This window comes from Lysinibacillus telephonicus, from assembly GCF_003966145.1.
Classification (GTDB): domain Bacteria; phylum Bacillota; class Bacilli; order Bacillales_A; family Planococcaceae; genus Ureibacillus; species Ureibacillus telephonicus.
This window is the reverse complement of sequence record NZ_RXNR01000093.1, coordinates 1-13,071: the sequence shown is the minus strand read 5'-3', so window position 1 is coordinate 13,071 and position 13,071 is coordinate 1. Positions and strand designations below refer to the sequence as shown.

General features: G+C 33.3%; 13 protein-coding genes. 5 read left to right on the top strand and 8 right to left on the bottom strand.

What is annotated here, in order from left to right; genetic code table 11:
* Positions 1-188 precede the first annotated feature (188 nt).
* Entirely contained in the window at positions 189-1,064 is an 876-nt protein-coding gene (locus EKG35_RS19005; protein WP_126296111.1) for a LysR family transcriptional regulator, read from the bottom strand.
* A gap of 195 nt (positions 1,065-1,259) precedes the next feature.
* Here EKG35_RS19005 and EKG35_RS19000 point away from each other — a divergent pair, with 195 nt between their 5' ends.
* From EKG35_RS19000 to EKG35_RS18990, 3 genes are all read left to right on the top strand, one after another.
* Positions 1,260-1,649, top strand: coding sequence for a tautomerase family protein (locus tag EKG35_RS19000; RefSeq protein WP_126296110.1), 390 nt, complete (start codon positions 1,260-1,262; stop codon positions 1,647-1,649).
* Positions 1,650-1,698: 49 nt separating this feature from the next.
* Complete coding sequence (locus tag EKG35_RS18995; protein ID WP_126296109.1) at positions 1,699-2,781, top strand: NAD(P)H-dependent flavin oxidoreductase; 1,083 nt, start codon at positions 1,699-1,701, stop codon at positions 2,779-2,781.
* Positions 2,782-2,895: 114 nt separating this feature from the next.
* Positions 2,896-3,930, top strand: coding sequence for an S-layer homology domain-containing protein (locus EKG35_RS18990; protein ID WP_246020493.1), 1,035 nt, complete (start codon positions 2,896-2,898; stop codon positions 3,928-3,930).
* Between the two features lie 358 nt (positions 3,931-4,288).
* Here EKG35_RS18990 and EKG35_RS18985 read toward each other — a convergent pair whose 3' ends face one another.
* Positions 4,289-5,671: a DUF1565 domain-containing protein gene (locus EKG35_RS18985; RefSeq protein ID WP_126296108.1), complete on the bottom strand. Its 1,383-nt coding sequence runs from the start codon at positions 5,669-5,671 to the stop codon at positions 4,289-4,291.
* A 195-nt stretch (positions 5,672-5,866) separates the two neighbouring features.
* Here EKG35_RS18985 and EKG35_RS18980 point away from each other — a divergent pair, with 195 nt between their 5' ends.
* On the top strand, positions 5,867-6,106 hold the full coding sequence (locus tag EKG35_RS18980; protein ID WP_185807825.1) for a GyrI-like domain-containing protein: 240 nt from the start codon (positions 5,867-5,869) through the stop codon (positions 6,104-6,106).
* 10 nt (positions 6,107-6,116) lie between these two features.
* On the opposite strand, the gene EKG35_RS18975 is transcribed toward EKG35_RS18980, so the two are convergent.
* The 5 genes from EKG35_RS18975 to EKG35_RS18955 all read right to left on the bottom strand — a co-directional run bounded on the left by EKG35_RS18975 (position 6,117) and on the right by EKG35_RS18955 (position 10,062).
* Positions 6,117-6,740, bottom strand: coding sequence for a DUF2306 domain-containing protein (locus EKG35_RS18975; RefSeq protein WP_126296106.1), 624 nt, complete (start codon positions 6,738-6,740; stop codon positions 6,117-6,119).
* A gap of 680 nt (positions 6,741-7,420) precedes the next feature.
* Positions 7,421-7,888, bottom strand: a complete 468-nt coding sequence (locus EKG35_RS18970; RefSeq protein ID WP_126296105.1) for an inorganic phosphate transporter — start codon at positions 7,886-7,888, stop codon at positions 7,421-7,423.
* Position 7,889: 1 nt separating this feature from the next.
* Positions 7,890-8,678 (bottom strand): P-loop NTPase family protein, encoded by a 789-nt coding sequence (locus EKG35_RS18965; RefSeq protein WP_126296104.1) that lies wholly within the window; start codon positions 8,676-8,678, stop codon positions 7,890-7,892.
* 88 nt (positions 8,679-8,766) lie between these two features.
* Complete coding sequence (locus tag EKG35_RS18960) at positions 8,767-9,228, bottom strand: hypothetical protein (RefSeq protein ID WP_126296103.1); 462 nt, start codon at positions 9,226-9,228, stop codon at positions 8,767-8,769.
* Between the two features lie 429 nt (positions 9,229-9,657).
* A complete protein-coding gene (locus EKG35_RS18955) occupies positions 9,658-10,062 on the bottom strand; it encodes a hypothetical protein (RefSeq protein ID WP_126296102.1) in 405 nt (134 codons plus the stop codon).
* 355 nt (positions 10,063-10,417) lie between these two features.
* Between EKG35_RS18955 and EKG35_RS18950 the strand changes: the two genes are divergently transcribed.
* Positions 10,418-11,422 carry a DUF3231 family protein gene (locus EKG35_RS18950; protein WP_126296101.1) on the top strand — a complete coding sequence of 335 codons (1,005 nt, stop codon included), beginning with the start codon at positions 10,418-10,420 and terminating at the stop codon, positions 11,420-11,422.
* A 718-nt stretch (positions 11,423-12,140) separates the two neighbouring features.
* On the opposite strand, the gene EKG35_RS18945 is transcribed toward EKG35_RS18950, so the two are convergent.
* Positions 12,141-12,827, bottom strand: a complete 687-nt coding sequence (locus EKG35_RS18945) for a class I SAM-dependent methyltransferase (RefSeq protein WP_126296100.1) — start codon at positions 12,825-12,827, stop codon at positions 12,141-12,143.
* Positions 12,828-13,071 lie beyond the last annotated feature (244 nt).

Below are 13,071 nucleotides of genomic sequence, written 5' to 3'. Positions count from 1 at the left end.
GCGGAAAGCGTCCGCCGAAACGGAAATCAACTAACTTATTCAAAAAGGGTTATTAATTTTATTTTAAAAGAAAAAAGACTGTAGGCAAACTCGAATTTTCGAGTTTGTCTACAGTCTGAAACCCACTTATTTAATAGAGTGGGTTTCTTTTAGTATGAGAATATTTATTAAAATTTTTCGCTTTCCCCTTAAATCAGGCTCTTTACCTCATCTAACATGTTAATAAATTCTTTTAAAGACGCTGGTAAATACTTATCTTTTCGATAAATAAATACTGTTTTAACTTTTCCATATTCATTTGGAAGTGAATATTGTCTTAGGGTACCATTTTGTACATTCTTGGCAACAACACTTTGTGGAAGCATACTTATACCAAGCCCCCCCTCAACACAGCCAATGATTGCATCTATTGTTCCAAATTCCATAACTTTATTAGGAATTAACCCCTCTTTTTGTAACCATTGTTCAACTTTCTCACGATAGGAACATCCATTATGAAATACAAGCAGCGTCCTTGTTTGGAAGTCTTCAAAAGAAGAAATAGGAGGGTCAATAGAATCTGTTATGAGTACCAACTCTTCTTCGAATACCTCTTTTTCGATGAGTTCAGGGTGTCCAATAGGCCCAGCTACAAATGCTCCATCAAGTTCGTACTGCAGAATACCTTGAATATTTTGCTTAGTAGGTCCTGTTTTTATAGTTAGATCAACATCTGGAAAGTCTTTATGGTACCTGGAAAGTAGAGCCGGTAAGCGTACTGCAGCGGTTGTTTCCATTGATCCAATCGTTAACTGGCCTTTTGGTGTTTGATCATCATTCATTACGCTCTTTGTTTCTTCAATAAGATTAAATATTTTTTGAGTGTATGCTAGTAACATAATTCCTTTAGCCGTTAATGCAGTGCCTCGATTATGTCTATAAAATAGGGTAGTTTGGAGATCCGATTCTAGCTGTTGAATTTTCATAGTAATATTAGATTGGGCATATTGAAGTTCTCTTGCTGCCTGTGAAATACTCCCCAACTTTGCAACGGTCTGGAAAATCTTTAATGATTGAAGATCCATAACAATCTCTCCTTATATGGTATAAACCTCACCTATCGATAATACTGATACCAATTATCATTTTTCAGTATTATACCATATATCAAAAAAGCGCTATACTTAAAGCATCCAAATTTTAACTGGAGGTGAGTAGAAGCAAAAGTACTCATTTCTTAAAAAAGACTCTAAATACAAATTTAAGGGGAGACATACAAAATGCCATTATTGCGTTTTGATTTAGTAGAAGGAAGAGACGAAAAAACTTTAAAAAAATTGTTGGATTCAGCTCACAGTGCGATGGTTGAAGCTTTCCAAGTACCTGAGAGCGATCGTTATCAAATAGTTCATCAGCACCCTTTACATGAGCTAATAATCGAGGATACTGGACTTGGGTTTAAGAGAAGTAAAGACCTTGTCATAATTAGTATTGTTAGTAAAAAAAGAACTGTAACACAAAAAGAAAAACTATACTCCCTTTTAGCACATAAACTTGAGGCCGAATGTGGAATTTCTCCACAAGATTTGATTGTTTCAATAACAGAGAATACTGATGCTGATTGGAGCTTCGGACTCGGAGAAGCACAGTTTCTAACAGGTTCATTATAGCTTTTAAATCGATTTGAGTATAAGGGATGAAAACATGAGGGGGATCATTATGTTAACTAATGAAATAACAAAACTTTTACAAATTGAGTATCCAATCATACAAGCTCCAATGGCTGGAGGGATAACAACTTCACCATTAGTATCTGAAGTTTCAAACTCTGGGGGTCTTGGCATGATTGGTGCCGGTTACATGACACCTGTTCAAATGCGAGAACAAATTAAAGAAATAAAACAATTAACAACAAAACCTTTTGGCGTTAATCTATTCGTTCCGAACGAAGTGAATGTTTTCGAGAATGAGATTAAATCTAAATCAGCTAATCAGTTCTTAAACCCGATACGTGAGCAATTAAATGTATCTCCAAAAGATAGCGTTGACATTTCTACAATTCATAATGCACAAGAAACATTTCATGATCAAGTTAAAATTGTTATAGAAGAAAAGGTTTCCATTTGCTCTTTTACATTCGGCATTCCTTCTAAAAAAGTAATTAATGAATTAAAACAACATAATATTATTCTAGTAGGGACAGCTACAACGGTTAAAGAAGCTGTGGAGAATGAAAAAGCAGGAATGGATATCATAGTTCTTCAAGGAAGTGAAGCAGGCGGGCATCGAGGAAGCTTTTTAGATAATGATCAGGAAAGTATGATCGGCTTAATGTCGCTTATCCCTCAGGTTGTTGATAATGTGAGAATTCCTATAATTGCTGCTGGAGGAATTATGGATGGAAGAGGCTTAATGGCTTCCCTTTGCCTTGGAGCAAAAGGTGTTCAGATGGGAACTGCATTTTTAACTTGTGTTGAAAGTGGAGCACATAAAGTATATAAAGAAGCCGTTCTGAATGCACATGAAGACCAGACTGTATTAACTCGTTCATTTTCAGGGAAATGGGCAAGAGGTATTAAAAATAAATTTATCTCAGAAATGAAAAAGCATGAAGAAGTTTTACCCGATTTTCCCGTTCAGAATATATTAACTCAAGATATTAGAAAAGCGTCAGCAACACAAAACAATCAAGATTACATGTCTCTTTGGTCTGGCCAAAGTCCAAGACTAGCGAAAAATCAAACCGTTGAAACATTGATTCATAATATTATTGCTCAAGCTAAAAATATCCCCTTAGAATAATTTACTAGATTTCTAATTGACCAATTCTTATTCTGTGGCAATTAATATATATAGAAATTTACAAAATCATACAATTTATCAACACTGATGACTTATTGAAATAATTCCCTATAAATGTTATTTTCCAAATTAATAGATTACTATGAATTTAGGGAGTTGAAAAAAGTGAAAAAAACATTAACATCTATTTGCATCGCAGCAGGCTTACTCTTTTCGACTAGTGTTGGAGTAAACGCAGCAGATGTACATTACAAAGACGTTAAGAAAACAGATAACTTTTATAATTCCGTTCAGTACTTATTAGGCCAAAAAGCTATTAGCAGAACATTACCTACCTTTAGACCTTATGATAATGTTACTCGTGGACAAGTCGCTAGTATTCTGGCAAAAGTGTTAGATGATAGATTAAGAGAAGTAGAGTATTCAGATGTGTATAGTGGTGTAGATTTTATTGATGTACCTAAAACAAATCAATTCTATCCATATATTAATAAGTTAGAGTGGAATGGTATTATGCGTGGGTACTATTTAAGAGATGATTCCCCTATCAGAGCATTCGGTATAAACCAACCTTTAACACGTGGCCAGTTTGCAGGGATTATAGTAAAAGCTTATCATATTCCGTTAATTAAACTCCAAAGCTATAAAGAAAATGGGGCAGTTAAATCTGATATTTTTGATGGGCAAAAATTTACTTATCCATGGGGTCAAGAAATCGCCACACTTGAAACACTTGGAATTTTAAGTGGATATAATGATGGGAATTATAAACCGAATACACCTATTAATCGTTCACAGTTCGCTAATATGCTTTATAAAGTAGAATCTGGAAATCTACATTTTTTTAACCAATCTGCTATTGTTAATGAATTTGTAAAATTAGGCATACAAAGTGACATTGCTACTGAAAAAATTAAATCGTTAAAAAATAATGATGTGTTGAACTATATTGCTTCCTATGGTGATACAAGATATTTAGATACAATTACTTTAGCCGCAGATATGCGTAAAGAAGGCGAAATTTTATTCAGAGATATCAATGTGAAAATAGTAGCTTCAAAAGATACTACTGGTCAGTGGGTAATAGATGTAGAAAAAATTGTTGAAAATGATACTACTTCAAGTGATACAGCAAAGATAACTCCATAATACAATTAACTACAGTAATCCATGAGAATTGTTCTTGTGGATTCTTTTTGTATGTTAATAATATAAGTAAATTAATGAATAACTGGAACATGACCTAAGTGTATTAAAAGACACAATTTCCTCCCTGAATTCACAACCCGATAGTTGTAGCATCAAAATTATATTCATAGCCAAAGTTATAATCTAATATGGTTTAGAAAGCAAGAAAATTGAATATATCGCTAACCTTTGTTTTTTCGATAGGAGACGATTATATGCGTCTCTACATCCTGTAGAAACGCACATTTTCCCCATAAACTATATTTGATTATTAAGTCTAAGCTTTTTAACTACTACTAGTGTCGAAGCTTTTCACGTCTTATCGGAAGTCGTATTTACTTTCATCTGCAAATGTTGGCTTTTTAAAAACACTGTTTCTATCTTGAAGACTTCTCAGTTTATAATTCGTGAATCCTGTTATTTCTTCCGTTTCCCATATCCAACGCGTCTCCTTCTCTCCCTTATCTAGATAATAGACATTGTGATTTATTTTGTTACCATCATTTTTTTTAAAGGGGTTGCTAATAAGGAGGTTCGAATCGCCTGCAACCATGATATTATTTTCGATTCTATTATCTTTTGTATTATATTGGATTAGCAACTGTCCGGCATCTTGAAACTTTGTATCATTTTTATATAGGATATTATCGGTAATGATACTGTTAATAGTATTGCCTCGTTCCGCATCATACCCTCCTATTGCAATTCCGGCACTTCTATTTTCATAAATCCAATTATTCTGTATCGTAATCTCACTAGTAGATTTGCCCGAATGTTCGCTTGCCGCTTCGATTCCTATATCACTTTGAAATACTTTATTGTTTTCAATGATAATCCTTTTTCCACCATCTACATAAATACCGCCTGCTGAATATTCGTTCCCATAGGCTGGATTTCCGAAAGAGGAAATTTGATAGACTGTGTTGCCGCTAATGATACCGTTTCTCGCCTGATCATAGGCTTCATTAGGTGATACGCCCTCAAATCCAATGGCATCGATACCTATGTTATTGTTTCGCCTTACTATGTTGTTTGTAACCTTAAAATTCGAAACATTCCCATTTAAAACTAGTGCTTCACTTACACCTAGCTTCATATCTTCAAGTGTGTTTCCTGAAATGACAATATCCTCAATTGCCTCGGGTGCTTTTGTTCCGTATACAGCTATTCCATGAGCATTCCCTTCATGATGTTGAGTTTCGATATGATGAATATGGTTGTGCAAAATATGAATCCCTTTTCCACTTCCGCTGACAGAAATGCCGATTGGTACAAGATCTTGTTGTCTCGTTGTGTAATTTTTGATTTCTAATCCATCAATCGTGACATAGCTTTTGTCATGAATGGATATCAATCCTTGATAATCCCATGAAACATTAACACCTTTTCCATCAATAGTTACTTTTTCATTCGGATAGGCCTTGATGACGATAGGAGCGTCTTTTTGTCCCGAATTCTTTAAAACAATCTGTTCATTATAATTTCCACCTCTAATAAAAACCGTTGTGCCTGGTTTCGCTAGATTGACTGCATGTTGTATGGTTTTTAAAGGCTCACTCTTACTACCTTCGTTTTTGTCATTTCCGACTGGAGACACATATATTTCATTTGGCTGAACAGCTTGTCCTACATTTCCATATAGAAGCACACCAATACAAAGTGCCATTAAAAGAAATAACACCCCTATCACTTTTTTGTTCATATCGTGTCCTCCTTATTATTTAATTTAGTCTAAAACATTACTTTTCCATCCTCATTGAAGCCTGTTTACTTTGCATATATCGGTAGTAGATATGTATTAATTCATAGCAATGTTTAATAATTATTTGGAGCATCCGTATCAGTTGGAGATGTTAATAAAGGGATTAAGAATGTATTTAATTCTGTTTTTTTCATCTTGGATTATGAGAACATTGAGTGTGATTTTGTCCTCCTAGAAGGAGATTACCTTTCTCTCTACTACCGAGGCGATTACGGTCAAAGCTATGATCGAATACTTGATATAATTAACTATGCAAAAGAAAAAGGTTATCAATTATTAAGTAACCCTTTCGAGATATATGAAGTTGATAATCGAGATACTATACGTAGTGAAGAATTCCTAACTGAAATTCAAGTAAGAATTCAAACAAACTAGAGATCGGGGGTTACCTACTCACTAAAACGTTTCTTTGTATAATCATTTGTGCAACAATTAAATTTGGCACCCAACATAACCACGCAATAATAGCATAACTGTAATTAAAGTTCTCAAAACCAAACATTAATGTAAACAATGGTAACCACATTCTTAAAGTCACTGCTGCAAAAGTTAATGAATAATTTCTAATCATCCACTTTTGATGTTCTTGAATATTTTTATTTTTTACATTAACAAGTGCTTGGAATGCTGTTAGCAACCAAAATACAGATAAAAAACCAAAACCTAATTGTGCTATAAATCCACCTGTTGCATAAATTGCTAAATAGATTCCCGATATACCCGCAAAGAAAACGCCTATAATATAAATCCTGCCAAGTATTTTATGACGATTTATATTTCTTTCTCTAAACTTGGCAAATAGTGTGAAGGGGCCAATGATTAAAGCTGCTATACCAAAAATAATATGTATAGAAAGCATAATGTACCAAAGGGAACTTAATGTAGAAGAAAATAAAAGTTTCAATTGAACAAATCCAGCTTGATGTGCGTCCATAATAAAATATTGAACAATAGAATAACCAGATACTAAAATAGCAAAAATTATTAATAGAGACGTAGTTTTATTCATCAAACAACCTCCTTTCAAGATTATACTAACACCCTATTTTTAACCGATTTGCGTTATTACAAATTCGTTTTATAGACTATAATACTTCATCTATTCCCAATTTTCTGGTATTATACTATTTTTCAGTGTTTTAGCTATTTACAGCTTTAATGTAATGATGAATCATCGTCTAAAAAAATTCGTTAGTGAACTAGGGCATGTCTTTTTCAGTTTCAGGGATTTAATTTAAAAGTTAGCTCAATTAAACTTTAACACAATTATCCATTTTATGTATTAGCTATTGTTCAGAAAAGACCTAAAAGCACAATTTCTATGTCACTATATTTGCCACTTGTATATTAATCATTGTCTTGATAAACCTAGTGCTTCCTGAAAATTGATTTTAGTTTTGGAATGATCCATCCACTTTAGTTTTTAACTTGGATAATATTTGATTAAAATGGAATGAGATTGTATATTTAGTGAAAAAATAAGAAACCCACTTATTTGGAAAGGATTGACCAAATAAGGTAGGTTTGGTTTTTAGCTGCTGATAAAATCTAATTTCGACTATCCCCTTAAATTAACTCAATTTAACATGTTAATAAATTCCAATAATGATACAGTTTATATGCTGATCATAGGCTTCTACAGGAGATACATCCTCAAATTAATTCATCGATACATATGCTATATTTTGGTTATTCAGATCCTTCTAATTTGGCTACCCCTAATGCAAGATTATCCCAAAGCAGCTGCTCCACTTTCTCTACTAGTTCATTAGGGCAATTGATTACTAACACTACTTCAGAACGTTTTCCCTTTAACACCCTTTTTCTTTTATGAATGACTTTATAGAAAATATAATCAATCATAAATCCAACTATAAATCCTATTGCGCCACCTATTAACCCCCAAATAATTGGACCCCATTCTAATACAAAACCAACACATGCTCCAATAACAGAAAATGCTGTTCCAATTGCTGCCCCCTTATCAAACAAACTAATGCCGTCAGCTCGATGAAGTGTATCAAATAACTTTCTTTCTTGAACCCGATTCATAAGCGGCACTGCAAGAATATTATCTTTTTGTATCCCTGCTTTCTCTATTGCCGTAATCGCTAACTCAAGATATGATGAATGCTCAAAGGTAGAAAAAATTTGCAATTTAATTCACCTCATCAGATGCTGGTATTTTCACACGATATTGTTGATAGTTCTCCTGTAGAAATTTCCGTTGCTCACTTTCAAACAAATTATTGTTTTCCACTGTATTCACGTAAGCATCGTATACTGCAAAGCCTATTTGTGAAGGCATATACAAAAACCACTGTGGGTTAATAGCTGCTGTCGCTTGGCTAATTTCCCCCAAGAAAAGATAATGAACTGCAATAAGCACATTGGAAAAGTATACAAAAACAATCATGAGAATCATTATAAAAATGGCTGTGACCACTCGATGGATATATAATTGACCCAATCCTGGCGTAAAAAAGGACCAAATTATTGCCATTACCGGCCTTCTTTTATCTAAATAGTTTATTTCCAAAGCCCCAATAACGTAAGAATTAAAATTGGCATTTTCTCTTTCGGCCAATATAAAAACTTTGTTCATATCCACAGTAGTCCGGTAACTATCCCAAATGCCAAATATATAAACCGGAAGATATAAAAGCAGCCATCTCGGTTCAAGAATCTCTTTCGCCATATCAAATTCCCCGGTAAAAGAATATATAATTGCTTGGTTTAAATGGGACATATTATTCACGAGAACCTCCCATATAATGAGAGAGTATCCTCTAAGATATTTGGATAAGAGGAGATGACCAAAACCAGGGAACGCAGCTGACCACCAAGCAATAATATAAGGGCTTCGTAAATGTAGTTGGGTAGTTCCAACCGTACTTACATGAGCTTTATAACGTCTGGTTGTATTATCATTAGTATAATTGTTCATTACTGCTACCCCCAGAAATTATTCAAAGTCTTTCCAGAAGCAATTTTGTTTATTAAGATTGCTTCAATTACTGTTAAAATGCCTCTTCTTAGTTTGTTTTCTCCAAGCTGCAAATCCACTTATAATAAGATAATGCTATGATAAGCAGAAACGGGTAAATAGGGGCTGAATATGCTAATTTCCACCATCCGTAATTAAAAAAGCCCCATGGTTCTGGAAGTGAAGCAAGGGCTTCATAGATTATTAACACGATGGACCATAAAATTATATATAGAAAACGCTTTAATAAAGAGGTTTGAAATGGGAATCTATTTAAAAACAATAAAATAACAGGTGGGCCTAATAGAGTGGGTGCCGGCAATGATGACCATTCAATTTCCTTGTTAAAATACCAATATGCTTGATATTTATAGCCTAAATAAAGATCAACGAAAAATTGTAATATCATTGTAAATGTCCATATATGTACTATTTGACTTTTTGTGAATCGTTTGACGGTAATAATAGCAGCTGTATTAAACAGAATAACCGAAATAATAAGTCCGAACATAATAAGAAATAAACTCCTCTTTTGTATTATTCTTTACTAAAACTTCTTTAAATATTCTGCCCGTTAATTTAGATGTAAACCTTCTATTCTTTATTATTAACTATCCACGAATAGGTGGAAGCGTTCCTTAATAATTAAGGAAGATTGTGAAATATTATTCGGTTTATTATTCAACTATATAATTAAGCAACATTTAGAAAAATAAAAAACACCTTGATACAGCAACTTACCCGCTGTACCAAGGCTACATTAATATTGGTAACCAAAAAACCTTATTATGAAAGGATTTTAGCAATTTTATCATTAGAACTTATACTAAAGTTAGTAATCAGGGATTACCTAAAATACTCTTAACAAACATAATTGAGCTCAAAAAGACATAGTAAATCAAGTCTTTTATCAAGGAGTGAAATTTTTTTGTTTTTTATTTTACTCGATTTTCTCCATTTTTCTTAAATTCCAAAGATAAAATGAGTAAAGTGCATAATAAGATATGAAAAGCCCCAATATAAAGAAAGCTAAAACAATACCGTAATCTTGACTTGATACTTCACTGCTTACAAACTCTCTTACTCCTGTTTTTATCCCCATATAGATTAGAATAAATAATAAAAGTATTCCAAACCGTTGATATTTGCTTCTTTGTTTTACTGCATCTCTCTTTTTGCGCATAAGGTATCGGAAGTATCCAACAAACAAACCAACAATAAATAATAAAACAAAAATAAATTTCAGTGGGTGGTTATCGACAAATACTTTTATTATGGTGCTAATAGAAATAATAAAAAGTACAGAACATATAATAATGTAATAATTTAATGAGTACGACTTCATGATTAAAACCTCTTTTTCCTTTATTCTGATTTTTGCACCTCGAAGTGAATTCGCTATTTTTCTTAGTACAGAATACAAAAAGTAATAGATAAACAGTTTTCCAACAAACAAACAACTTAAAATATATGAATTCGGCTTGACAACAAGGTTTTATTTACATCCACAAAGATTGAGTCTCCTTTCAAGTAAGCTAAATTCTACTATAAGAGTAAAGTTTGGTTAACAAAATGTCAAGTTTACTTTACCTACCTTTTAAAACAATTTACTTTGTCTTCTTATTAAAATCAATAATTTATCTTAATTTTAAATTCATAATTATCGCTAAATCGAAGAATAATATCCAAGAGGTGATAAAATGGATGAGAATAAATTAAAACTAACATCTTCTGAAATAGGGTCACTATGGATAGAATATGTAAATGGAACAGCCGTTGATATTATAAATAGATATATGGTTTCTATTATTGAGGATGAGAAAATTAAAGCTATTTTTGAGGATGCTATCAAGACATTTGAAAAGCAAAAACAACAAATCGCAACTTTTATAGAGAACGAAGGTTTTCCAGTTCCAATTGGATTTACTGAATTTGACCTTTTTGAAGGTAAACCAAGATTGTTCACAGATATATTTTGCTTAAATTATTTACATGTCATGACTTTACATGGTTTGCTTGGACACTCAACTTCGTTGGGGGTTTCTGTTAGAGAGGACTTAAGGTATTTCTTCGATTCCTGTGATAATGATGGGAAAAGGATGTATCATCAAACCATTGATTTATTGCTTGAGAAAGGAAGTTTCCAGAGAGACCCTTTATTCTATCCAGTTAATAGCCCTGAATATGTTTCCAGCCAAGATTTCATAGCTGGATTTTTCGGAAAGGATAGGATGTTATCAGCTCCAGAAATCATAAACATTTCTTTCAACCTTAAAAAAAGTATTATGGCAAAAACTCTTTCAATCGCATTCAGTCAAATAACACAAACAAAAGAAGTAAGAAAGTTTTTAGAGGATGCCGAAAAAACGGCTGATCAACAAATAAAAGCCTTTTCCAAAATTATGCAAACGGATAATTTACCAGTTCCTAAGTCATGGGAGACTGAAGTTACGACTTCAACAGACTCTCCTTTTTCCGATAAGTTAATTATGTATCATACTGGCTTCTTATTCCAAGCTGCACAAGCATATCACGGTGCAGGTCTAGCATCAGCCATGCGAACAGACCTTGTTGCAACTTATGAAAGTACCATTTTACAAAATCTTATGATTACTAAAAAATGGTTTAATGTTATGGTGAAAAATAATTGGTTAGAGCAACCACCTCTTGCTCCTAATAGAAAAGAAATTGCAAAAAGTAATTGATCAGGTGGTTCAATGAAATGATATGGCAGATAAGGACATAGTAGAAAAAACTTTTATGGAGTAATTTTAAGGGCTATATAAAAATTCATTTTATGTTATACACAATGTTTCTTTTAAAAATACGCTATTGAGCCAAACCTATTATTTCAAGGGTTTGGCTCTTGTTGATTTGGATTAAGCATAATTTTATACATATTGATTTATCAATGTTTCGGATTTTTTCAGAATCTTTACAGATGCATAAAAGTGCGGGATTTATGCAATCTTTACTCCATAAAATGGCCTAATTGTGAAATAAGAAAAAATCCTGCATTTTTTTCAACACAGGATTTTTTATCAATCTTTATTTTAAATAATCGAATTTTGTTTCAAATAATCAAACTTTTTTATAAAACTACATCACATGTTGATTTGAAAGAGAAGTTTGATCAAAAACGCCTCACAAACCCGTATTTTATGATAAATAAGAAGAACCTATTTTGAAAAAAAGATTAATCAAAATGGGCTCTTTCTTTGTGAAGTATTGTTCAATTTTTATAAAAAAGTTTAATCATTTCCTATCTAAGTTGTTCAACAATCGCGCCCTATTCTGGAATAACGGCCAGCTTCTATTAGCTGATTTAGCATAATAAAAAGGTTGCCGTAGCAACCTTAACTTGTTTAACTCTAGCCCCCATTAACAAAACAATCAGTCTTAACTCATGTTATCTGCAATAATTTATTCTGCTTGGCAAATCCATCCCGCAAAAAGTCCAGTAGAATAAAACCTCGTTATATTCGTAAATCCAGCATCTTTCAATAACTGTGCGATTTGACTTTCAGGAATGAAAGAAATATTCATAATGACTTTGCCCATATCGTCCGCTTTGGATTTCTCGTATCCAGCATCCAGGAAAAAGCTTTTCCATACGTTTATTCTGTCATAAAGTTCGGAACTATCTCTGTCTCCGTATGCACTAACAAGTACAAATGGAGCTCCCGATTTTAAATTATCCTTAATGGTTCGAAGCAGCTTCAATTTCTCTTGTTCATCATCAATAAAATGAAGAACCAAGATGCAACTTGCCGCGTCGAATTTCGGTTTTGAAAGGGGAATGTCATCTATTGTTCCCTGTATAAGTTCAACGCGATTTTCCAAGCCTAGCTGAACTGCTTTATTTTTAGCAATATGAAGCATCTCTTCAGAAGGATCAACTCCAGTGAACGTCCATTTCGGGTTAGACGGTCCCCAAGCAGAAAGCTCATTTCCTCCACCTGCTCCGACTACAAGCAATGATGCCTTTTTTTCACCCAATTGAGCTCTAAAATAAGATCGGACCATCATAAATAACCCATCATATGTGGGAACCGAGATTCGGGTATTTTTCTCGTATACAAGAGCCTTTTCAGTAATCTTTTCATTCATTGTTCATTGCCTCCACGTTTGATGATGCAATGCTTCTTATTTAGCCTGCCTCGTTAGTTTAAGTGAAAATCTTCGCAATATGCATTTTTCCTCACACTCGTTATGCAACAATATGGCCCGTTTGTATTATAAGGTCAGCCAGAGAAATCTGGTTGACTATTTTTTATTCAATTTATAGATTGATAGTAGCCGGGGTAGAACGTTCTGGCCCGTGGGACTTGATCCCGTCCACAAAACTGTTCGC

Coding starts and splice junctions, on each gene's coding strand:
- EKG35_RS19005 (WP_126296111.1), bottom strand. CDS start 1,064: ATGGATCTTCAATCATTAAAGATTTTCCAGACCGTTGCAAAGTTGGGG.
- EKG35_RS19000 (WP_126296110.1), top strand. CDS start 1,260: ATGCCATTATTGCGTTTTGATTTAGTAGAAGGAAGAGACGAAAAAACT.
- EKG35_RS18995 (WP_126296109.1), top strand. CDS start 1,699: ATGTTAACTAATGAAATAACAAAACTTTTACAAATTGAGTATCCAATC.
- EKG35_RS18990 (WP_246020493.1), top strand. CDS start 2,896: ATGTTATTTTCCAAATTAATAGATTACTATGAATTTAGGGAGTTGAAA.
- EKG35_RS18985 (WP_126296108.1), bottom strand. CDS start 5,671: ATGAACAAAAAAGTGATAGGGGTGTTATTTCTTTTAATGGCACTTTGT.
- EKG35_RS18975 (WP_126296106.1), bottom strand. CDS start 6,740: ATGAATAAAACTACGTCTCTATTAATAATTTTTGCTATTTTAGTATCT.
- EKG35_RS18965 (WP_126296104.1), bottom strand. CDS start 8,678: ATGAACAATTATACTAATGATAATACAACCAGACGTTATAAAGCTCAT.
- EKG35_RS18960 (WP_126296103.1), bottom strand. CDS start 9,228: ATGTTCGGACTTATTATTTCGGTTATTCTGTTTAATACAGCTGCTATT.
- EKG35_RS18955 (WP_126296102.1), bottom strand. CDS start 10,062: ATGAAGTCGTACTCATTAAATTATTACATTATTATATGTTCTGTACTT.
- EKG35_RS18950 (WP_126296101.1), top strand. CDS start 10,418: ATGGATGAGAATAAATTAAAACTAACATCTTCTGAAATAGGGTCACTA.
- EKG35_RS18945 (WP_126296100.1), bottom strand. CDS start 12,827: ATGAATGAAAAGATTACTGAAAAGGCTCTTGTATACGAGAAAAATACC.